This window comes from Variovorax sp. 10N412 (assembly GCF_056394985.1).
Genome location: NZ_JBFTIO010000002.1, coordinates 16,225 through 38,169 on the forward strand (window position 1 = coordinate 16,225; position 21,945 = coordinate 38,169).

Here is a 21,945-nt window from a genome sequence, read left to right on the forward strand (position 1 = left end):
AGAGGGAAAGAAGGGGAGCCCGGAATCACGGCACATTCGGCGTGCGCTTCCGTGGAAAGACTCAGAGCACCTCGATGGCGATGGCGTGCAGACCCTGTGCAATAAAAACCTGGAGGGCATCATACACAAGCCGATGCCGCGCCACGCGGGGCTTTCCGTCGAACAAGGGGGAGGCGATGCGCACCCGGAAATGCGTGCCGAAGCCGTCCGCATTGGCACCCGAATGGCCCGCGTGCGCGGCGCTTTCGTCGATCACCTCGAGCTGCGTCGGCGTCAGAGCATCGAGCAGCGCGGCTTCGAGGGCTGCCACTGTGGGCAGGGGGATGGTGGTACTGGTCGTCATGCGGTGGGCTTGTCTTCTTTCAGGTGGGGCGCGATGTACAGGCCCTGCGCCACCAGGAAGACGATGGGGAACGCATAGCCCCAGAGCTTGAAGTTGACCCAGGCCTCGGTCGTGAAGTACGCCGCCACGTAGCCGTTGATGAGCGCCATGAACAGGCAGTAGCCGATCCACGCCACGTTCAGCCGGCTCCAGACGCGCTCGGGCAGCTCCAGCTGCTGGCCCAGCAGCATCTTCAGGAAGTTCTTCTTCAGCGCCCACAGCGCCACCGCCAGCGCAACGGCCATCGCGCCGTACAGCACCGTCGGCTTCCACTTGATGAAGCGGTCGTCGTGCAGCACCAGCGTGAGCGTGCCGAACAGCAGGATCAGCACCAGCGTGGCCTTCTGCATGGCCTGCAGCTTGCGCTCCATGGCATAGATGATGGCCATCTGCACCACGGTGGCGGCCATCAGCACGCCGGTGGCGGTGTAGATGTCGCCCAGCTTGTAGGCGACGAAGAACAGCAGGATCGGGAAGAAGTCGAGGAGCAGTTTCATTTTTTCTGGAACTCGAGCGAAGCCGAGTTCATGCAGTAGCGCAGGCCGGTTTCCGTGGGGCCGTCGGGGAACACGTGGCCCAGGTGGGCGCCGCAGTTCGCGCAGACGTTCTCGGTACGCACCATGCCGTGCGAGCGGTCGACGATGTTCCGGATGGCGCCGGGCACGGCTTCTTCGGAGAAGCTGGGCCAGCCGCAGCCCGCGTCGAACTTGGTGCCCGACTCGAACAGCTTGGCACCGCAGCACACGCAGTGGTAGGTGCCGTCGTCCCAGTGCGCTTCGTATTTGCCGGTGAAGGGGCGCTCCGTGGCGGCGTGGCGCGTCACCTCGAAGGCGGCCGGCTCGGCCCCTTTTTCAGCGAGCAGGGCTTTCCATTCGGCATCGGTCTTTTCAACGGGAGCGGTCATGAGGAGCAGCTGATTTCAATCGTGGAGGCCCAGTCGGGCGGGAAGCCGGCATAGGCGTCGGCGCCGGCATGTTCTTCAAAGGGGGTTTCCAGCAGGGCCAGCAAGGTTGCCACACCCGAGTGGTCCTTTTGCTGACTTGCTTCGATGGCTTGCTGACCCAGGTGGTTCCGCAGCACGAACTTGGGGTTCGACCTGCGCATCAAATCGGCCGCTTGCGCCCGCCCAGTGGCGGTGTGCCGCTCTGAAAACGATAGCAGCCACGCGTCGAAGCCCTCGCGGTCCGGGAACAGGTCGCGCACCGGTTCGACGTTGCCGTCGGCCATGTGGTCGGACAGCCGGCGCCAGAAGATCGTGTAGTCGACCTTGCCCGCGGCCAGCAGCTTGAGCACGCCCTCGATGAGCGCGCGGTCGCCCTCGGCCGCATCGGCCAGGCCCAGCTTGGCGCGCATGCGGCCTTCGAACCCGGTGGGAAACACCGTCTTGTACGACTCCAGCGCGGCCACGGCCACTTCCTGCTCGCCGATCAGCGGCAGCAGCGCCTGTGCCAGGCAGAACAGGTTCCAGTACGCCACGTTGGGCTGCTGGTTGAAGGCGTACCGCCCGCTGGTGTCGCTGTGGTTGCAGATATGGCGCGGGTCGAAGCCGTCGAGGAACTGGAACGGGCCGTAGTCGATGGTGAGCCCGAGGATGCTCATGTTGTCGGTGTTCATCACCCCGTGGCAGAAGCCCACGGCCTGCCATTGCGCGAGCAGGGCGGCGGTGCGTTCGCTCACGGCTTCCAGGAACGCGGCGTAGGCGTTGCCGCCGAAGCGCTCGGTGGTGCGGCAGGCGGGGTAGTAGCGGTCGATGACGTAGTCGGCCAGCGCGCGCAACTCGTCTTCCCGCTGGTTGGCCGCAAAGTGCTCGAAGTGGCCGAAGCGGATGAAGCTGGGCGCCACGCGCGCGACGACGGCCGCGCTTTCGAGTTCTTCGCGCCGCACGCGGGCGTCCGACCCGGTCACGCACAGCGCGCGCGTGGTCGGAATGCCGAGGCCGTGCATGGCCTCGCTGCAGAGGAATTCGCGGATGCTGGAGCGCAGCACGGCGCGGCCGTCGCCGCCGCGCGAGTAGGGTGTGCGGCCCGCGCCCTTGAGCTGCAGTTCGAGGCCGGCTTCGGTCTCGCCGATCATGATGGCGCGGCCATCGCCCAGCTGGCCGGCCCACACGCCGAACTGGTGGCCGCTGTAGACGGTGGAGAAGGGTTGCGTGCCGGCAACGGGCAGGCTGCCGGTCAGCGCCGACAGCGTGCTGGCCGATGAATGCCAGTCGGCCGGCAGGCCCAGATCGCGCGCCACGGCGTCGCTGCGGCACACCCAGTACGGATCGGGCAGGGGCGTGGGCCGCAGTTCGGTGAAAAACGCGGGGCCCAGGGTCGAAAAGCCGGGTTTCCAGCGCAGTCCCAGGTCCGCGGCCTCGGTGTCTTCAGCAAGCAAGCTCATGCCCGGATTGTCCGGCAGAGCACGAAACCCCTGGCCGAACGGGCCATCGGGGCCCGCGCCCGGTTCGACTGCTTAGGCGGCGAGCGCCGCCGGGCCGTGCCAGATGCGCGCCCGGTACTGCGCCGGCGGCACGCCGAACCAGCGCTTGCAGGCGCGAAAGAAGTTGCTGCTGTCCACGAAGCCCAGCATGTCGGCCACGTCGGTCAGCGTGTGACGGTCTTCCGCCAGGTACTGCTGCGCCAGTTCGCGGCGGGTGCGGTCGAGCAGCGACTGGAACGACTCCGACTCTTCCTGCAGCCGGCGCTGCAGGGTGCGCTCGGCCAGCCCCAGGCCCGAAGCCACGTCCTGGCGGCGCGGCTCGCCGTGCTGCAGCCGGCGCGCGATCTCGGCGCACACCAGGCTGCTGGTGGTGGTCTGGCCCAGCAGGGTGAGCTGGTCGTCGAGCAGGTGCTCCTGCATCTCGCCGAGCACCGGATGGGCGGTGGGCAGCGGCATGGCCATGTCGGCGGCGGAAATCAGCAGGCGGTTGGCCGCGGCGTTGAAGCGCACGTCGCAACCGAAGGCCTCGCGGTGCAGCCGGTCGCTGGCGGGCGCGGGGTAGACGAACTCCATGGCGAGTGGCTGCACGTCGCGCCGCGTGAGCCAGCGGCACTGCATGAGCGTGGTGAGCAATGCGAACTCCACGCGCTGCCGCGGAATGGGCAGGCTGCCGCCGGTGTGTTCCATGACCAGCCAGCAGCCGCGCGCGTCGGCCTGCAGCGAGAACGCCGTCGCGTCCGAGATCACCGCCATGTAGCGGGCCAGCCGCGCGAGCGCCGCGCCCAGGTCGGGGCTGCAGGCCATGGCATGGCCGACCGTGCCCAGCTTGCTGTGCGTGGAGGCGAAGTCGCGGTGCAGCCCCAGCGTGGCCTTGCCGGCGCGCGCCACGGCGAGTTGCCACAGCACGGTGATCTCGTCGACCGGGATGCGGGCGTTCTGCCGGTGCAGCGAATCAGGGTCGAAGCCGGCGTCGCGCAGCAGCTGGGGTACGTCCAGCCCCTCGGCCTCGAACATCGACAGCACGCCTTCGAGCCACGCCGCCGAGCTGGTGCGCAGCTCCGGCTGCGTGCAGCCGGGGCGGCGCGACGGCCGGCGCACGGGGCGCGACGTGGAGGCTTCTGAAGTCATTGATTTGGCTCGCTTGCGATAGCGGTGAAAACGGCGCCCGTTTCTAGAATTTTTTGGTGCGTGGCGGCCCGGTCGAATTCCAGTATGGCCGCCGCGCACCGAGCCAGGAATTCCGATTAACCCGGTGTGGAGACAAAACATGAAGACAGCGGCAGCAGCACAGGACCAGGGCGCGGCAGGAAAGGCGGCGGTGGCCAGGGCCATCGCCATCGTGGCGGCAACGGCAGCCCTCGCGGCCTGCGGCGGCGGATCGTCGGGCGCGCCCGGCTTCGCCTTCCTGCCGAGTGCGCCCGCGCCCGCGCCGGCCCCTGCGCCCCCACCCGAGCCCGCGGCCGACGGCCCCATGGTCCGCCAGACCACGGCCGGCAAGATCGAAGGCGTGGACGACAGCGCCGCTTCGGGCACCTGGTTCTGGAAGGGCGTGCCCTTCGCCAAGGCGCCGTCCGGCGAGCTGCGCTGGCGCGCCCCGGTCGAGCCCGAGGCCTGGAGCGGCATTCGCGCGGCGAAGACCTTCGGCGCGGCCTGCCTGCAGATCGGCCGCATCTTCGGCCCCGGCGCCAACAACACCTACGACGCCACCATTGTTTCCACGCTGGGCAAGCCGCTCGGCAGCGAAGACTGCCTGTTCGTCAACGTCTGGCGTCCGGCCACCCCCGACAAGAAGCTGCCGGTGCTGCTGTTCGTGCATGGCGGCAGCAACATCTCCGGCTACACGGCCGACCCGCTGTACGACGGCGCGAAGCTGGCCAAGGCCGCCAACGCGGTGGTCATCACCGCCAGCTACCGGCTCGGCGTGCTGGGCTTTTTGAACGTGCCGCAGCTGCGCCCCGGCGGCACCGCGGGCGACGACTCGGGCAACTTCGCGCTGCTCGACAACATGGCCGCGCTGCGCTTCATCCAGAACAACGTGGCCGCCTTCGGCGGCGACCCGGGCAACGTCACGCTGTCGGGCGAATCGGCTGGCGCCACCAACCTGCTGGCCATCATGACCTCGCCGATGGCCAAGGGCCTGTTCCACAAGGCCATCGAAATGAGCGGCGGCATCTCGATGGCGAGCAACCTCGTGGGCAAGCCCGGCGCGTCGCCGGCGCTGAACCCGGCTTCGGTGTCGCTCGCGCAGGGCGACGGCATTCTGAAAAGCCTGCTCGTGGCCGATGGCACCGCGGCCAATGCCGGGGCCGCCGCCACCTACATCGCCTCGCGCACACCGGCCCAGATTGCCGCCTACCTGCGCGCGAAGGAGGGCGGGGCGCTGCTGACCACGGTGCTGAACGCCGGGTTGAGCGCAGTGGCGCCCATTCCCGACGGCACGGTGATACCCCTGAACCCGATCGACGCCATTGCCGCCGACCAGTACGTGAAGGTGCCGACCATCGCGGGCAACACGCGCGAGGAGGGCAAGCTGTTCGCATCGTTGCTGCCGCTGTTCGGCGGCAACCCGGGCTGGAAGATCGACGACGCCGCGCGCCTCACGCTGATGATGAACTTCAACCCCGATGCGGCCGCGCAGACGCTCACCTCGGGCGACATCATCGATGCGTCCTACCTGCCGGTAGGTACCGCCGTGACGGGCTACAACGCGAAGACCCGGCTCGTCACCAGCCTGCTGTTCGAGGCCAACCGCGACAACCTGCTCGACACCATGAAGACGCGCCAGTCCAACCTGTGGAGCTACCGGCTCGACTGGGCGCAGGAGGCCTACCCCTGGAACGAGGTGTACGGCGCGGCGCATGCGTTCGACCTGCCGTTCGTGTTCGGCAATTTCGGGCCGTCGGTGCTCTCGAACACCATCGGCGGCAAGGCCAACGAGAAGGGGCGCCTGGCGCTGTCGGGCGCCGTGATGGCCAGCATCGGCGCCTTCATGCGCAAGGGCGACCCGAATACGCCCGAACTTGGTGCAACCTGGGCGCCCTGGCCGTCGAAGCTGCTGTTCGACGCCACACCCACCGCGCTGCAGAACGGCGTGGAGTGAGCCGCTTCGTTCAATCGTGCAGTGCGGGTTTGTGTCATTGTGGAAGTGGCCGAAGCTTGCGTGAATCCATTGATCGCCAAGTTTTCATGAAGTCATTTCTTTCAGGAGTCCGTAGATGCTGGGTTTGATGCAAGACCAACCGCTTTTGATCTCGTCGCTGATCGAGTTCGTCGAGCGCCACAACGGCGACGGCGAGATCGTCTCGCGCCGTGTCGAGGGCGACATTCACCGCTGCACATGGAGCGACATCGCATCGCGTGCCAGGCAGGTGGCCAACGCGCTGGACGGCGAGCAACTGCTGTTCAGCGACCGCATCGCCACGCTGGCCTGGAACGGCTACCGCCACCTGGAGCTGTACTACGGCGTGAGCGGCAGCGGCCGCGTGCTGCACACCATCAACCCGCGCCTGCACCCCGACCAGATCGCGTGGATCGCCAACCACGCCGAAGACCAGATCCTGTGCTTCGACCTGAGCTTCCTGCCGCTGGTGCAGGCCGTGCACGCCAAGTGCCCGGCCATCCGCAAATGGGTGGCGCTGTGCGACGCCGACAAGCTGCCGGCAGACAGCGGCGTGCCCAACCTCGTGAGCTACGAAAGCTGGATGGGCGCGCAGCCCACCGACTACGAATGGCCCACCTTCGACGAGAACTCGGCCTCGAGCATGTGCTACACGAGCGGCACCACGGGCAACCCCAAGGCCGCGCTCTACAGCCACCGCTCCACGATGCTGCATGCGTACGCGGCCGCGCTGCCCGACGTCATGCGCCTGTCGGCACAGGACTCGGTGCTGCCGGTGGTGCCCATGTTCCATGTCAACGCGTGGGGCATTCCGTACTCGGCCGCGCTGGTCGGCTGCAAGCTCGTGTTCCCCGGCCCGGCGCTGGACGGCAAGTCGGTGTACGAGCTGATCGAGGCCGAAGGCGTGACCTTCGCCGCCGGCGTGCCCACCGTGTGGCAGATGCTGCTGGGCCACATGCAGGCGCACGGCCTGAAGTTCAGCAAGCTCAACCGCACCGTCATCGGCGGCTCGGCCTGCCCGCCGGCCATGATCACGGCGTTCCAGGAGCTCTTCAACGTCGAGGTGCTGCACGCCTGGGGCATGACCGAGATGAGCCCGCTGGGCACGCTGTGCACGCTGAAGAACAAGCACCTGTCGCTGCCGCCCGACGCGCAGCTGCAGATCCGCATGAAGCAGGGGCGCGCCATCTTCGGCGTGGACATGAAGATCGTCGACAGCGACGGCGCCGAGCTGCCGTGGGACGGCAAGACGCCCGGCGACCTGCTGGTCAAGGGCCCGTGGATCGTGAAGGAATACTTCAAGGGCGAGGGCGGCGACCCGCTCGTTCCCGATGCGCAGGGCCGCGGCTGGTTCCCCACCGGCGACGTGGCCACCATCGACGCCGAGGGCTACCTGCAGATCACCGACCGCAGCAAGGACGTGATCAAGTCCGGCGGCGAGTGGATCAGCTCCATCGACATCGAGAACATCGCCGTGGCGCACCCGGCCGTGGCCATGGCAGCGTGCATCGGCGTGTTCCACCCCAAGTGGGACGAGCGGCCGATCATTGCCGTGGCGAAGAAGCCCGGCGGCGAGGTCAGCCGCGACGAACTGCTGAAGTTCTACGAAGGCAAGACCGCCAAGTGGCAGATTCCCGACGACGTGGTGTTCGTCGAAGCCATTCCGATCGGCGCCACCGGGAAGATTCTGAAGACGCGGCTGCGCGAGCTGCTGAAGGACTACAAGCTTCCCACCCTCTGAACCCGCAGGCCAAGCCCTGCTGCACTGTCGCGCACGCGATAGGAAAGCCGCCCCCGCGGCTTTTCTTCCGGGCAATCCCTGTGCGGTGAAAAAAAGGGCGCTTGTACGCTGGCATCCGCCTAACAAAACTGGAGACTCTTCATGCAAATTGCTATCAAGTCAGTAGCTGCCTGCGCAATGCTGGTGTGCGTTACCGCCACATTCGCTCAAAAGGGCGAGACCGTCAAGATCGCCTGGATCGACCCGCTCTCGGGCCTCATGGCCGCGGTGGGCACCAACCAGCTCAAGACCACGCAATTCCTTGCTGAAGAGTTCAACAAGAAGAACCAGTCGGGCGTGAAGTTCGAGGTCATCGGCATCGACAACAAGCTCAGCCCGCAGGAGACCACCGCGGCGCTGCGTTCCGCGCAGGACCAGGGTGCGCGCTACATCATGCAGGGCAACGGCTCCGGCCCGGCGCTGGCCATCATCGACGCCATCGAGAAGAACAACTCGCGCAACCCCGGCAAGGAGTTGCTGTTCATGAACTACGCGGCGGTCGACCCCGACCTGACCAACAGCAAGTGCAGCTACTGGCACTTCCGCGTGGACGCCGACACCTCCATGAAGATGGAGGCGCTCACCGCCTGGATGAAGGACCAGCCCGACATCAAGAAGGTCTACCTGCTCGGGCAGAACTATGCCCACGGCGTGCAGGTGGCCAAGTACGCCAAGGAAGACCTGAAGGTCAAGCGCCCCGACATCCAGATCGTGGGCGAAGACCTGCACCCGCTTGCGCAGGTGCGCGACTTCTCGCCCTACATCGCCAAGATCAAGGCCTCGGGTGCCGACACGGTCATCACCGGCAACTGGGGTTCCGACCTGTCGCTGCTCATCAAGGCCGCCAACGACTCGGGCCTGAACGTCAAGTTCCTGACCTACTACGCGCCGGGCGCGGGCACGCCCACGGCCATGGGCGCCACGTCCGACGGCAAGGTCTATACCGTGGCCTACGCCCACTACAACATGGGCGGCGAGATCCAGCAGCTGCTCGCCGGCTACAAGAAGCGCATGAACGACGACCTGACGCAGGCCTCGATCTACCACGTGTTCGCGCTGCTCGACGCCGCCTTCGCCAAGACCAAGTCGACCGACCCCGTGAAGGTGGCCGCGGCGCTCGAGGGCATGAAGATCAAGAGCTTCAACGGCGAGGTCGAGATGCGCAAGACCGACCACCAGCTGCAGCAGGGCCTGTACATCTCGCGTTGGGAAAAGGCCAGCGCCAAGTACCCGTACGACGCGGAGAACACCGGCTACACCAATGTGCCGGTGAAGTACTACGAGTCTTACGTGGCCAGCACGCCCACCACGTGCCAGATGAAGCGCCCCTGAACGCCGTTGTTCACAGCTGTTGAGCAATTCCTACCCGCTGGTAGCAAGGAGCTACCGACGGGTAGCAAATCGGCGAAACGCGGTGTCGCCTGCGCGATAGAAACGGGCCTTCGAGGCGCCCTCTTACGGGCATTCCCTGAGGGGAGGGGCTTCGAACGCTTGTACGCTCGTGTTGCGTTTTGATTCGGTTCTGATTCGGTTTGACCAGGAGATATAGATTGAAGTTCGCTCTGAAAATCGCTGCCGCTGCCGTCATTGCGGCCACCGCCACCGGTGCCCTCGCCCAGAAGGGTGAAACCGTCAAGATCGCATGGCTCGACCCTCTGTCCGGCCTGATGGCCGCGGTGGGCACCAACCAGCTCAAGACCTTCCAATTCTTCGCCGAAGAGTTCAACAAGAAGAACGCGGCGGGCGTGAAGTTCGAGATCATCGGCATCGACAACAAGCTCAGCCCGCAGGAGACCACCAGCGCGCTGCGCTCGGCGCTCGACCAGGGCGCGCGCTACATCGTGCAGGGCAACGGCTCCGGCCCGGCGCTGGCCATCATCGATGCGCTCGAGAAGAACAACGCGCGCAACCCCGGCAAGGAAGCGCTGTACCTGAACTACGCCGCGGTCGACCCCGAGCTGACCAACGCCAAGTGCAGCTACTGGCAGTTCCGCTTCGACGCCGACACGTCGATGAAGATGGAAGCGCTGACCACCTGGATGAAGGACCAGCCGGAGATCAAGAAGGTCTACGTCATCGGCCAGAACTACTCGCACGGCCAGCAGGTCTCCAAGTTCGCCAAGGAAGACCTGAAGGTCAAGCGCCCCGACATCCAGATCGTGGGCGACGACCTGCACCCGCTCGCGCAGGTGCGCGACTTCTCGCCCTACATCGCCAAGATCAAGGCCTCGGGCGCCGACACCGTCATCACCGGCAACTGGGGCTCCGACCTGGCACTGCTCATCAAGGCGGCCAACGACTCGGGCCTGAACGTCAAGTTCCTGACCTACTACGCCGTGACCACAGGCACGCCCACCGCCATGGGCGCGGCGTCCGACGGCAAGGTGTACCAGGTCGGCTATGCGCACTACAACATGGGCGGCGACATGCAGAAGTACGCCGACGACTTCAAGAAGAAGTTCAACGACGACCTCTACACCACCGACGTGTACACCGTGTTCCAGGCACTGACCGAAGCCTTCGTGAAGACCAAGTCGACCGACCCCGTCAAGGTGGCCGCCGCCATGGAAGGGCTGAAGTTCAAGAGCTTCAACGGCGACGTCGAGCTGCGCAAGACCGACCACCAGCTGCAGCAAGGCCTGTACATCACCAAGTGGGAGAAGGCCAGCACCAAGTACCCGTACAGCCCGGAGAACACCGGCTACACGCTGGCACCGGTGAAGTACTACGACGCCTACGTGGCGAGCACGCCCACGTCGTGCCAGATGAAGCGTCCTTCCTGACCTCCCGAGTCCTGACTCACTGAGCTCCGGAAAACGCCAACGCGGTCGAGGCCCGACTTCAACACTCGGGCCTTTTTCTTTTTTCACCTGACACGAAAGACCGATGAACGTCGAATTCTTCGTCATCTCGCTGCTCAACGGCGTGAGCTACGGCTTGCTGTTGTTCATGCTGAGCTCCGGCCTCACGCTGATCTTCAGCATGATGGGTGTGCTCAACTTCGCACACGCCAGCTTCTACATGCTGGGCGCCTACTTCGCCTACACGATCTCGGGCGTGCTGGGCTTCTGGCCGGCGCTGTTCATCGCACCGCTGCTGGTGTTCGCGCTGGGCGCGGCCTTCGAGCGCTACTGCCTGCGCCGCGTTCACAAGTTCGGCCACGTGCCCGAGCTGCTGGTGACCTTCGGCCTTTCGTACCTCATTCTCGAACTCGTGCAGCTGGTGTGGGGCCGCTCCACGGTGCCCTACGGGCTGCCGCAGGCGCTGCAGGGCCCGCTCTTCACGCTCTACGGCACGCAGTTCCCCAAGTCGCGCTCGTTCATCATGCTGGTGGCCGTGCTGATGCTGGTCTCGGTGTGGCTGCTGCTCACGCGCACGCGCATCGGCCTGGTGATCCAGGCGGCGCTCAAGCACCCCGACATGGTCGAGGCGCTGGGCCACAACGTGCCGCGCGTGTTCATGATGGTGTTCGGCGGCGGTGCCGCGCTGGCGGGCCTGGCCGGCGTGGTCGGCGGCAACACCTACGTCACCGAGCCGGCCATGGCGGGCTCGGTCGGCTCCATCATCTTCGTGGTGGTGGTGGTCGGCGGCATGGGGTCGCTGGCGGGCGCCTTCCTGGCCTCGCTGATCATCGGCGTGGTGCAGACCTTCGCCGTGGCCATGGACCAGTCGCTCGCGGGCGCGCTGCAGTGGTTCGGCATGGCGGTGACGGACCAGACCTTCGGCTACGAGCTGCTCAAGCTCACGATCTCGCAGGTCGCGCCCATCCTGCCGTACCTGTTCCTGGTGCTGATCCTCATCTTCCGCCCCAAGGGCCTCCTTGGCACCCGGGAGGACTGACGCCATGACCACCGCAACCACAACCACCCCCGCGACCACCGGCACCGGCACCCCGCCGAAGAAGTACTACCGCTTCAAGCCGTTGAACATCGGCCGCATCCTGATCTGGTCGCTGTTCGCGCTGCTGCTGATCGTGGCGCCGATGCTCTTCAAGAGCAGCCTGGCGCTCACCATGCTGTCGCAGATCGGCTACCTGATCATCATCTGCCTGAGCTACAACATCCTGCTGGGGCAGGGCGGCATGCTCAGCTTCGGGCATGCGGTGTACGTGGGCCTGGGCTCGTTCATCGCCATCCACACCATGAACCTGGCCAGCGCCGGCAAGCTGCCGATTCCGCTGGTGCTCATTCCGCTCGTGGGCGGGCTGGGCGGCATGTTCTTCGCCATGGTGTTCGGCTATGTGTCGACCAAGAAGTCGGGCACCACCTTCGCGATGATCACGCTCGGCCTCGGCGAACTGGTGGCCGCCATGGCGCTGATGTTCCCCAGCTTCTTCGGCGGCGAAGGCGGCATCACCACCAACCGCGTGTACGGCACGTCGTTCTTCGGCATCACCTTCGGGCCGCAGAACCAGGTGTACTACCTGATCGCGGTGTACTGCTTCATCTGCACCGCGCTGATGTTCGCCTTCACCGGCACGCCGCTCGGACGCATGCTGAACGCGGTGCGCGACAACCCGGAGCGCGTGGAGTTCATCGGCTACAACACGCAGCGCGTGCGCTACTTCGCCTTCATCATCGCGGGCTTCTTCGCGGGCATCGGCGGCGGGCTGGCGGCCATCAACTTCGAGATCGTGAACGCGGCCGACAGCCTGAACGGGCTGCGCTCGGGCAGCTACCTGCTGTTCACCTTCCTGGGCGGTGCGACCTTCTTCTTCGGGCCGATCATCGGCGCGGCGCTGCTGGTGTTCGCGCTGGTGCTGCTGTCGGAGCTGAGCAAGGCCTGGCTGCTGTACGTGGGCCTGGTGTTCCTGCTGATGGTGATGTTCGCGCCCGGCGGCGTTGCCAGCCTGATCATGATGAACATGCGCGTGGCGCTGTTCGGCAAGATCAAGCGCTTCTACCTGCTGTACGTGGGCCTGTTCATCGGCGCGGCCATCATGCTGGCGGGTGCCGCGGCCATCGTCGAGATGATCTATCACATGCAGCTCAACGCAGCGCTCGGGCCCATGGTGCCGTTCGCGGGGCTGCAGCTCGACACGTCGTCGGCCACGAGCTGGATCGTCGCGGCGGCCCTGCTGGCGGTGGGCCTGGGCATCTTCGAGGTGGTGCGCAGGCGCTTCGCGAAGGCATGGGGCCAGGCGCAGGAAGAAATCGAAGCCGAGATCAAGCGCCGGGAGGTTGCACAGGCATGACTTACTCACTCGAACTCAAGGGCCTGCGCAAGAGCTTCGGCAAGACCGACATCATCCGCGGGGTCGACCTGGCGGTGAACGCGGGCGAGCGCATCGCGATCATCGGGCCGAACGGCGCGGGCAAGTCCACGCTGTTCAACCTGATCAGCGGGCGCCTGGCGCCCACCAGCGGCGAGGTGCTGCTGAACGGCCAGCGCATCGACGGCAAGCAGCCCTACGAAATCAACCGCATGGGGCTGTCGCGCAGTTTCCAGATCACCAACATCTTTCCGAAGCTGAGCGTGTTCGAGAACCTGCGCTGCGGTGTGCTGTGGAGTCTGGGCTACAAATACACCTTCCTGCGCTTTCTGTCGAACCTGGACGACGCCAACGAGCGCACCGAGGAACTCATCAAGCAGATCGGGCTGGAGAAGAAGCGCGACGTGCATGCGGTGAACCTCACGTACGCCGAGCAGCGCGCGCTGGAAATCGGCGTGACAATCGCGGGCGGTGCGAACGTCATCCTGCTGGACGAGCCCACGGCGGGCATGAGCAAGACGGAAACCTCGCACTTCATCTCGCTGATCAAGCACGTCACGGTCGGCAAGACGCTGCTGACGGTGGAGCACGACATGGGCGTGGTGTTCGGGCTGGCCGACAAGATCGCGGTGGTGGTGTACGGCGAGATCATCGCCTTCGATTCGCCTGCGGCCGTGCGTGCCAATGCGCGCGTGCAGGAGGCATACCTGGGCTCGTCGGTCGCCGATGCGCAAGGGGCGGGACACTGACATCATGCTGAAGCTTCAAGACATCCACGCCTACTACGGCAAGAGCCATGTGCTGCATGGCGTTTCCTTCGACGTGAACCCCGGCGAGATCGTCGCACTGCTGGGGCGCAACGGCTCGGGCCGCTCGACCACCGCCAAGGCCATCATGGGCCTGGTGCATGCCGAGGGCGGACTGCACTGGAAGGGGCAGGACATCCTGCGCCGCAAGGCCTACGAAATCGCACATTTCGGCATCGGCTACGTGCCCGAGAACCGCGACATCTTTCCCAAGCTCACGGTGCACCAGAACCTGCTGCTGGGGCAGAAGGGCACGGGCAAGGGCAGCCGCTGGCAGTTCGACGACATGTACGGCATGTTCCCGCGCCTGAAGGAGCGCCAGCACACCGAAGCCGGCGTGCTGTCGGGCGGCGAGCAGCAGATGCTCACGCTGTGCCGCACGCTCATGGGCGACCCCGACCTGATCATCATCGACGAGCCGACCGAAGGCCTTGCGCCCAAGATCGTCGAGCTGGTGGGGCAGTACCTGCGCACGCTGAAGGACAAGGGCATCTCGGTGCTGCTGATCGAGCAGAAGCTCACCATTGCCATGCAGATCTCGGACCGCGCGCTCGTCATGGGCCACGGCAGCATCGTGTTCGACGGCACGCCCGACAGCCTGCGCGCGGATGCCACCACGCGCAAGGAATGGCTGGAGGTTTGACACCCCCGGAATCCGGGCCACGCCCCGGATTCCCCTTGTCCCGGCAGCGACTGCATGCCATTGTTGCGTCGCGACAAAAGCCTAAAATCCCCGAAAAAGAACACTCGTGCTTTTTCTTCTTTTTCTTCACACACCAAGGAACGCAGCATGACGGCTGAATACAAAGTGCTCGGCGACGTCGCCGTGATCACCATGACCAACCCGCCGGTCAACGGTCTCGGCTTCTCGACGCGCATCGGCATCACCGACGGCCTCGCCAAGGCCAATGCCGACGACGCCGTCAAGGCCATCGTCATCACCGGCGCCGGCAAGGCGTTCTCGGGCGGTGCGGACATCAAGGAATTCGGCACGCCCAAGGCGCTGCAAGAGCCCAACCTGCTGAGCGTGATCCTCGCGCTCGAAGCGTCTCCCAAGCCCATCGTCGCGGCCATCCACTCGGTGTGCATGGGCGGCGGCCTCGAGCTGGCCCTGGGTTGCCACTACCGCGTGGCCGCGCCCGGCACCAGCGTCGCGCTGCCCGAAGTCAAGCTGGGCCTCATTCCCGGCGCCGGCGGCACGCAGCGCCTGCCGCGCGTGATCGGTGTCGAGACCGCGTTGAACATGATCGTCAGCGGCGAGCCCGTGAAGAGCGAACTGCTCGCGAGCCTGCCTGGGCAGAAGCTGTTCGACCGGCTGGCTGCATCGACCGAATCGGTGTTCGAAGAGGCCCTGGCCTTCGCCAAGAGCGTGGGCGGCAAGACCGGTGAAGCGCATCCGCTGGTGCGCAACCTGCCGTGCAAGCATCCGCAAGGCGACGCCTACTTCCAGTTCGCCAAGAACATGGTCGGCGGCATGTCGAAGAACTACCCCGCGCCGCTGCAATGCGTGGACGCCGTGCAGGCCGCCACCAAGCTGAAGTTCGACGCCGGCATGGCCGAAGAGCGCCGCATCTTCACCTCGCTGATGTTCACGCCCGAATCGCTGGCACTGCGCCACCTGTTCATGGCCGAGCGCGCCGCCAGCAAGATTCCCGACGTGGCCGAAGACACGCCCAAGCGCGACATCAAGGCCGTGGGCGTCATCGGCGCCGGCACCATGGGCGGCGGCATCTCGATGAACTTCCTGAACGCGGGCATCCCCGTCAAGATCCTCGAGATGAAGCAAGAGGCGCTCGACCGTGGCGTCGCCACCATCAAGAAGAACTACGAAGCCCAGGTCAAGAAGGGCAAGCTCAAGCAGGACAAGTACGAGCAGCGCATGGCGCTCCTGAGCACCACGCTGAGCTACGACGACCTGAAGGACGCCGACCTGATCATCGAGGCCGTGTTCGAAGAGCTGGGCGTGAAAGAGAAGGTGTTCAAGGAGCTCGACCGCGTCGCCAAGAAGGGCGCGATCCTGGCGTCGAACACATCCACGCTCGACGTCGACAAGATCGCCGCCTTCACCGACCGTCCGCAGGACGTGGTCGGCATGCACTTCTTCAGCCCCGCCAACGTGATGAAGCTGCTCGAAGTGGTGCGCGGCAAGGCCACGGGCAAGGACGTGCTGGCCACGGTCATGGCCATTGGCAAGAAGATCAAGAAGACCGCGGTGGTCTCCGGCGTGTGCGACGGCTTCATCGGCAACCGCATGATCGAGCAGTACTCGCGCCAGGCGGGCTTTCTGCTGGACGAAGGCGCGCTGCCGCAGCAGGTCGACAAGGCCATCGAGAAGTTCGGCTTTGCCATGGGCCCGTTCCGCATGGGCGACCTGGCCGGCAACGACATCGGCTGGGCCATTCGCAAGCGCCGCGCCACCGAGCGCGCCGACATGAAGTACAGCCGCACGGCCGACAAGCTCTGCGAACTGGGCCGCTTCGGCCAGAAGACCGGGGCAGGGTGGTACGACTACCAGGCCGGCAAGCGCGACGCGATTCCGTCGGAGCTCGTCAACAAGATGATCGAGGACCACCGCAAGGAACTGGGCATCACGCCGCGCAAGATTTCCGATGAGGAGATCGTGCAACGCCTGGTGTACGCGCTGGTCAACGAAGGCGCGCAGATCCTCGAAGACGGCATCGCCTCGAAGTCCGGCGACATCGACATGGTGTACCTCACGGGCTACGGCTTCCCGATCTGGCGCGGCGGCCCGATGCACTACGCATCGCAAGTCGGCCTGTACAACGTGGCCGAGACGATGAAGCGCTTTGCGAAGAACCCGCTCGACGACGCCGAGTTCTGGCAGCCTGCACCGCTGATCCAGAAGCTGGTGGCCGAAGGCAAGTCCTTCAGCTGAGACTGAACCGCGCTGGGTCAAACCGCCAATGTTGAAACGCATCTTCCTCGGGCTGCTGCTGGCCATCGTGTTGCTGGTGGCCGCCGTGGCGGTCAAGACCTGGACCACGCCGTCGCAGCAGCTGGCGGTGGCGCCAGCCCCCAAGCTGGACATCGACCTGCAGGCGGCCGCCAAGCGGCTGTCTACCGCGATCACGTTCCGCACCGTTTCCAGCCTTGACGACTCGGCCGCCAACCTGGCCGAGTTCGACAAGCTGCACGCCTACCTCGAGCAGCAATTCCCCAAGGTCCACGCCACCCTGAAGAAGGAAGTCGTGGGCAGCAAGGCGCTGCTCTACACATGGACCGGCACCGATCCGCAAGCCAAGCCCATCGCGCTGATGGCGCACCAGGACATGGTGCCCATCGCTCCGGGCACCGAGAAGGCCTGGACGGTCGACCCCTTCGCGGGCGAGATCAAGGACGGCTTCATCTGGGGCCGCGGCACGCTCGACAACAAGAGCAATCTTTTCGCGCAGATGGAAGCCATCGAGCTGCTCATCGGCGCAGGCTTCAAGCCGAAGCAAACCGTCTACCTCGTGATGGGTGACGACGAAGAGGTGAGCGGTCTGCGCGGCGCGCTGCCCATTGCCGAGCTGCTCAAGTCGCGCAACGTGCGCCTGGACTGGGTGCTCGACGAAGGCCTGCTGGTGCTCGACGGCGTGCTGCCGGGCCTGAGCAAGCCCGCGGCACTCATCGGCCTGGCGGAGAAGGGCTACGGCACCTTCTTCCTGTCGCTCGATACGGCCCCCGGCCATTCGTCGATGCCACCGCAGCACAGCGCCATCGGCAGCATGAGCGCGGCGCTCGCACGGCTCGAAGCCAACCCGATGCCCGGCAACATCCAGGGTGTGGCCGGCCAGATGTTCGGCGCGCTGGCGCCCGAGATGAGCGGCGTCAACCGCGTGATGCTGTCCAACCTGTGGCTCACCGAGCCGCTGGTGCGCGGCCAGCTCGAGAAAAGCCCGAGCAGCAACGCGATGTTGCGCACGACCACCGCGCTGACCATCGTGCGCGCTGGCAACAAGGACAACGTGCTGCCCGGCCGCGCCGAGGCCGCCGTCAATTTCCGCATCCTGCCGGGCGACTCGCTCGCCAGCGTCGAAGCGCACCTGCGCAAGACTCTGGGCAACGACGACATCAAGATCAAGCAGTACCCCGGCAACGCCGAGCCGTCGCCCGTGTCGTCGACCGACAGCACCGGCTACCGCGCCATCCGGCAGGCGGTGCGCCAGAGCTTTCCCGACGCGGTGGTGGCGCCCGGCCTCATGACCGCCGCGACCGACTCGCGTCACTTCAGCCTCGTGAGCGACGCCGTCTTCCGCTTCTCGCCGTTCCGCGTGAAGGCCGAAGACCTGGCGCGCTTCCACGGCAACAACGAACGCCTGGCCATCTCCAACTACGGCGAGATGATCGGCTTCTATCACCAGCTCCTGAGCAACACCCTCGCTGCTCCGGCGCCATGACGACAAGCTCTTTTCCCTTCCATCTTCAAAGGACCTCACCATGACCAGCGCCGTCATCGTTTCCACCGCCCGCACGCCGCTCGCGAAGAGCTGGAAGGGTGCCTTCAACATGACGCACGGCGCCACGCTCGGCGGCCATGCGGTGCAGCATGCGGTGCAGCGCGCCGGCATCGACCCCGCCTCGGTGGACGACGTGATCATGGGCTGCGCCACGCCCGAAGGCGCGACCGGCTCCAACATCGCGCGCCAGATCGCGCTGCGCGCCGGCCTGCCCATCACCACCTCGGGCATGACCATCAACCGCTTCTGCTCCTCGGGCCTGCAGACCATCGCCACCGCCGCGCAACGCATCATCGCGGGCGAAGGCGAGGTGTACGTGGCCGGCGGCGTCGAGAGCATCTCGTGCGTGCAGAACGAAGCCAACAAGCACATGCTGGCCGACCCCTGGCTCGTGAAGCACAAGCCCGAGATCTACTGGAACATGCTGCAGACGGCCGAGCAGGTCGCCAAGCGCTACAACATCGGCCGCGACGCCATGGACGAATACGGCGCCGCCAGCCAGCAGAAGGCCACGGCCGCGCTGGAAGCCGGCCGCTTCAAGGAAGAAATCGCCCCCATCACCGTGCTGGCCGGCGTGGCCGACCCCGTGCTGGGCCTGCGCACCAAGGAAGTCACCGTCGAGAACGACGAAGGCATTCGTGCGGGCACCACCAAGGAAGGCATCAGCGGCATCCGCCCGGCCATGCCCGGCGGCCTGATCTCGGCCGGCAATGCCAGCCAGTTCTCCGATGGCGGCGGCGCCTGCGTGGTGGTCGACGAAAAGTACGCCGAGCAGAAGGGCCTGAAGCCCCTGGGCCGCTTCCTCGGCTTCGCCGTGGCCGGCTGCGAGCCCGACGAAATGGGCATCGGCCCGGTCTTCGCCATCCCGAAGGTGCTCAAGCGCCTGGGCCTCACGGTCAACGACATCGACCTGTGGGAGCTGAACGAAGCTTTCGCGGTGCAGGTCATCTACTGCCGCGACAAGCTGGGCATTCCAGCCGATCGCCTGAACGTGGACGGCGGCGCCATCGCGGTGGGCCACCCCTACGGCGTGAGCGGCCAGCGCCTGACGGGCCATGCGCTCATCGAGGGCAAGCGCCGCGGCGCGAAGAAGGTCGTGGTCACGATGTGCATCGGCGGCGGCATGGGCGCCGCGGGCGTGTTCGAGGTCCTGTAAGCATGTCCGGCTTGGGCCACGACCAGCAGGTCTTGCCCGAAGCCGTTCTGGCCTACGGGCGCCGCGTGCTCGCATCGCAGCCGTTCAGCGTGCTGATCGGCGCGCAGCTGCACGCGCTCGCGCCCGGCCATGCCGAGATCCAGCTGCCGCTCGGCGCGCAGCTCAAGCAGCAGAACGGATTCGCCCACGGCGGCATCGTGAGCTACATGGCCGACAACGCGCTGACCTTTGCCGGCGGCACGGCGCTGCGCGTGCCGGTGGTGACCTCCGAATTCAAGATCAACTACGTGCGGCCCGCCCTCGGCGAGCGGCTGGTCGCGCGTGCCAGGGCCGTGCACACCGGCAGTTCGCAGGCGGTCTGCACCTGCGAGATCTTTGTGCTGGCCGATGGCGTGGAGAAGCTCTGCGCGCTGGCGCAGGGCACCATCGCGAAGTTGCCCGATTCCCCGAAGAAGCAAGACGACCGAAGAGACACACCATGAGCCTGCGTTCCACCCTCGACTTCCTGCTCTACGACTGGCTCGACGCCGAGTCGCTCAACCAGCGCGAACGCTTTGCCGATCACTCGCGCGAAACCTTCGACGCGGTGCTCGACACCTGCGAGCGCATCGCGCGTGAGAAATACGCGCCGTTCAACCGCACGGTGGACACGCAAGAGCCGCACTTCGACGGCGAGAAGGTCGTTCTTCCGAAGGCCACGCACGACGCGCACAAGGCCTTCGTCGAGTCGGGAATGATGAGCGCCGCGCAGGACTACGACATCGGCGGCATGCAGCTGCCCTACACGCTGTCGGCCGCGGCCAACAGCTTCTTCGCGATGGCCTCGGTGAGCATCGGCTCCAACATGCTCACGAGCGGCAACGCCAACCTGCTGATGGTGCACGGCACCGAGATGCAGAAAGAGGTGTTCGCCAAGAACGAGTTCTCGGGCCGCTGGGCCGGCACCATGTGCCTGTCGGAGCCGCAGGCCGGCTCGTCGCTGAGCGACGTGGCCACGCGCGCCGTCCCCGACGGCGCCGACTTCCAGGCCGACCCGCTGGGCCCGCGCTACCGCCTCACGGGCAACAAGATGTGGATCTCGTCGGGCGACCACGAGCTGACGGAGAACATCGTGCACATCGTGCTGGCCAAGATTCCCGACGAGAACGGCAAGCTGGTGCCGGGCACGCGCGGCATTTCGCTGTTCATCGTGCCCAAGCGCATGGTCGACACGCAGGGCGCGCTGACCGGCGAGCGCAACGACGTGGCGCTGGCGGGCCTGAACCACAAGCTGGGCTGGCGCGGCACCACCAACACGCTGCTGAACTTCGGCGAGGGCAAGTACCCGGTCGACGGCAAAGCCGGTGCGGTGGGTTACCTGGTCGGCGAGCCCGGCAAGGGCCTGCACTGCATGTTCCACATGATGAACGAGGCGCGCATCGGCGTCGGCACGGCGGCCACCATGCTGGGCATGGCGGGGTACCACGCCTCGCTCGAATACGCGAAGAGCCGTCCGCAGGGACGGCTGGTGAAGAAGCCGGATACCGCCGGCACCGCCGTCGTCAAGGACTCGGCCGCGCCGCAGGTGCGCATCATCGAGCACGCCGACGTGCGCCGCATGTTGCTCGCGCAAAAGTCGTACTGCGAGGGCGCGCTGGCGCTGGAGCTGTACTGCGCACGCCTGGTCGACGAGCAGAAGACCGGCGACGCGCAATCCGCCGACGACGCGCGCCTGCTGCTGGAGGTGCTCACGCCCATCGCCAAAAGCTGGCCCAGCGAGTGGTGCCTGGAGGCGAATTCGCTGGCCATCCAGGTGCACGGCGGCTACGGCTACACGCGCGATTTTCCGGTGGAGCAATACTGGCGCGACAACCGGCTGAACATGATCCACGAGGGCACGCACGGCATCCAGGCGGCCGACCTGCTGGGCCGCAAGGTGCTGATGGAAAAGGGCCGTGGCCTGCAGCTGCTGGCCGGGCGCATGACCGGCACCATCGGCCGCGCGGCCAAGGTGCCGTCGCTGGCGGCCCACGCCAAGGCGCTGGGCGCCGCGCTGCAGCGCATCGGCAGCGCGACCGAGGCCGCCTGGTCCACCGGCGACCCGGCGGATGCACTGGCCAATGCGGTGCCCTACATGCAGGCCTTTGGCCACACGGTGCTGGCCTGGATCTGGCTCGACGTGGCGCAAAGGGCCCTGGACATCGACGGTGAAAAGGCGAGGGCGGTAACAGCTGGCAAGATTGGCGCCACGGACTATTTCTTCCACTACGAGCTGCCCAAAATCGGTGCCTGGCTCCAGGTGGTCGAAACCCGCGACCCGACCTGTACCGCTTTGCCCGAGGACGCCTTTTGATGGCCATCAACAATTCGCCGAACGCCAACCCCACCCCGAACACCACGCCCCCCGCCGCCAAGCCGCCGAAGCCGCATGCGCGGCTCGAAAAGTGGATCTGGATCCTGATCTACGGCGGCCTGTTCGTCATGATCCTCGGCATTGCCACCGGCCGCACCGATGCGGCGCTGGGCTGGACCATCGCCGTGCCCGGTGCCATCGTGGCCGCCGTCGGCTTCGTGCTGATCTATGTGCGTTCGCGCCTGCCCGACAACGTGACCCCCGGCACCAAAAAGTAA

Annotated in this window: 19 protein-coding genes; 14 read left to right on the forward strand and 5 right to left on the reverse strand. The window is 66.1% G+C overall.

All coding sequences use genetic code 11. The features are described 5' to 3' along the window. Positions 1-61: 61 nt before the first annotated feature. The 5 genes from AC1DJH_RS05615 to AC1DJH_RS05635 all read right to left on the reverse strand — a co-directional run bounded on the left by AC1DJH_RS05615 (position 62) and on the right by AC1DJH_RS05635 (position 3,931). Positions 62-343: a BolA family protein gene (locus AC1DJH_RS05615; protein WP_478185004.1), complete on the reverse strand. Its 282-nt coding sequence runs from the start codon at positions 341-343 to the stop codon at positions 62-64. Then, entirely contained in the window at positions 340-879 is a 540-nt protein-coding gene (locus AC1DJH_RS05620) for a septation protein A (protein WP_478185005.1), read from the reverse strand. Before AC1DJH_RS05620 ends, AC1DJH_RS05615 begins: the two co-directional genes overlap by 4 nt. Further along, on the reverse strand, positions 876-1,286 hold the full coding sequence (gene msrB / locus AC1DJH_RS05625) for a peptide-methionine (R)-S-oxide reductase MsrB (protein ID WP_472112319.1): 411 nt from the start codon (positions 1,284-1,286) through the stop codon (positions 876-878). Before msrB ends, AC1DJH_RS05620 begins: the two co-directional genes overlap by 4 nt. Next, positions 1,283-2,764 carry a protein adenylyltransferase SelO gene (locus AC1DJH_RS05630; protein WP_478185006.1) on the reverse strand — a complete coding sequence of 494 codons (1,482 nt, stop codon included), beginning with the start codon at positions 2,762-2,764 and terminating at the stop codon, positions 1,283-1,285. Before AC1DJH_RS05630 ends, msrB begins: the two co-directional genes overlap by 4 nt. Before the next feature lie 72 nt (positions 2,765-2,836). After that, positions 2,837-3,931 (reverse strand): AraC family transcriptional regulator, encoded by a 1,095-nt coding sequence (locus tag AC1DJH_RS05635; protein WP_478185007.1) that lies wholly within the window; start codon positions 3,929-3,931, stop codon positions 2,837-2,839. Positions 3,932-4,070: 139 nt separating this feature from the next. On the opposite strand from AC1DJH_RS05635, the gene AC1DJH_RS05640 reads away from it, so the two are divergent. The 14 genes from AC1DJH_RS05640 to AC1DJH_RS05705 all read left to right on the forward strand — a co-directional run bounded on the left by AC1DJH_RS05640 (position 4,071) and on the right by AC1DJH_RS05705 (position 21,945). Continuing rightward, on the forward strand, positions 4,071-5,903 hold the full coding sequence (locus AC1DJH_RS05640) for a carboxylesterase/lipase family protein (RefSeq protein WP_478185008.1): 1,833 nt from the start codon (positions 4,071-4,073) through the stop codon (positions 5,901-5,903). 115 nt (positions 5,904-6,018) lie between these two features. Continuing rightward, positions 6,019-7,662 carry a 3-(methylthio)propionyl-CoA ligase gene (locus AC1DJH_RS05645; protein WP_435487020.1) on the forward strand — a complete coding sequence of 548 codons (1,644 nt, stop codon included), beginning with the start codon at positions 6,019-6,021 and terminating at the stop codon, positions 7,660-7,662. Between the two features lie 141 nt (positions 7,663-7,803). Continuing rightward, complete coding sequence (locus AC1DJH_RS05650; protein ID WP_435440307.1) at positions 7,804-9,033, forward strand: branched-chain amino acid ABC transporter substrate-binding protein; 1,230 nt, start codon at positions 7,804-7,806, stop codon at positions 9,031-9,033. A gap of 218 nt (positions 9,034-9,251) precedes the next feature. Next, the gene (locus tag AC1DJH_RS05655; RefSeq protein ID WP_478185009.1) at positions 9,252-10,484 is read left to right on the forward strand and encodes a branched-chain amino acid ABC transporter substrate-binding protein; all 1,233 of its coding nucleotides are present in this window, start codon (positions 9,252-9,254) and stop codon (positions 10,482-10,484) included. 103 nt (positions 10,485-10,587) lie between these two features. Next, entirely contained in the window at positions 10,588-11,541 is a 954-nt protein-coding gene (locus AC1DJH_RS05660; protein ID WP_435487018.1) for a branched-chain amino acid ABC transporter permease, read from the forward strand. A 4-nt stretch (positions 11,542-11,545) separates the two neighbouring features. After that, positions 11,546-12,895, forward strand: a complete 1,350-nt coding sequence (locus AC1DJH_RS05665; RefSeq protein WP_478185010.1) for a branched-chain amino acid ABC transporter permease — start codon at positions 11,546-11,548, stop codon at positions 12,893-12,895. Then, positions 12,892-13,662, forward strand: a complete 771-nt coding sequence (locus AC1DJH_RS05670) for an ABC transporter ATP-binding protein (protein ID WP_435440303.1) — start codon at positions 12,892-12,894, stop codon at positions 13,660-13,662. The genes AC1DJH_RS05665 and AC1DJH_RS05670 overlap by 4 nt, the downstream gene beginning before the upstream one ends. Positions 13,663-13,666: 4 nt before the next feature. Further along, positions 13,667-14,362: an ABC transporter ATP-binding protein gene (locus tag AC1DJH_RS05675; RefSeq protein ID WP_116909044.1), complete on the forward strand. Its 696-nt coding sequence runs from the start codon at positions 13,667-13,669 to the stop codon at positions 14,360-14,362. Between the two features lie 147 nt (positions 14,363-14,509). Further along, positions 14,510-16,615, forward strand: a complete 2,106-nt coding sequence (locus AC1DJH_RS05680; RefSeq protein ID WP_478185011.1) for a 3-hydroxyacyl-CoA dehydrogenase NAD-binding domain-containing protein — start codon at positions 14,510-14,512, stop codon at positions 16,613-16,615. Positions 16,616-16,643: 28 nt separating this feature from the next. After that, positions 16,644-18,119 (forward strand): M20 family peptidase, encoded by a 1,476-nt coding sequence (locus AC1DJH_RS05685; RefSeq protein WP_478185012.1) that lies wholly within the window; start codon positions 16,644-16,646, stop codon positions 18,117-18,119. Between the two features lie 40 nt (positions 18,120-18,159). Next, on the forward strand, positions 18,160-19,335 hold the full coding sequence (locus AC1DJH_RS05690; protein ID WP_472112292.1) for an acetyl-CoA C-acyltransferase: 1,176 nt from the start codon (positions 18,160-18,162) through the stop codon (positions 19,333-19,335). 2 nt (positions 19,336-19,337) lie between these two features. Beyond that, positions 19,338-19,817: a PaaI family thioesterase gene (locus tag AC1DJH_RS05695; RefSeq protein ID WP_478185013.1), complete on the forward strand. Its 480-nt coding sequence runs from the start codon at positions 19,338-19,340 to the stop codon at positions 19,815-19,817. Continuing rightward, entirely contained in the window at positions 19,814-21,667 is a 1,854-nt protein-coding gene (locus tag AC1DJH_RS05700; RefSeq protein ID WP_478185014.1) for an acyl-CoA dehydrogenase, read from the forward strand. Before AC1DJH_RS05695 ends, AC1DJH_RS05700 begins: the two co-directional genes overlap by 4 nt. After that, positions 21,667-21,945, forward strand: coding sequence for a hypothetical protein (locus AC1DJH_RS05705; RefSeq protein WP_478185015.1), 279 nt, complete (start codon positions 21,667-21,669; stop codon positions 21,943-21,945). Before AC1DJH_RS05700 ends, AC1DJH_RS05705 begins: the two co-directional genes overlap by 1 nt.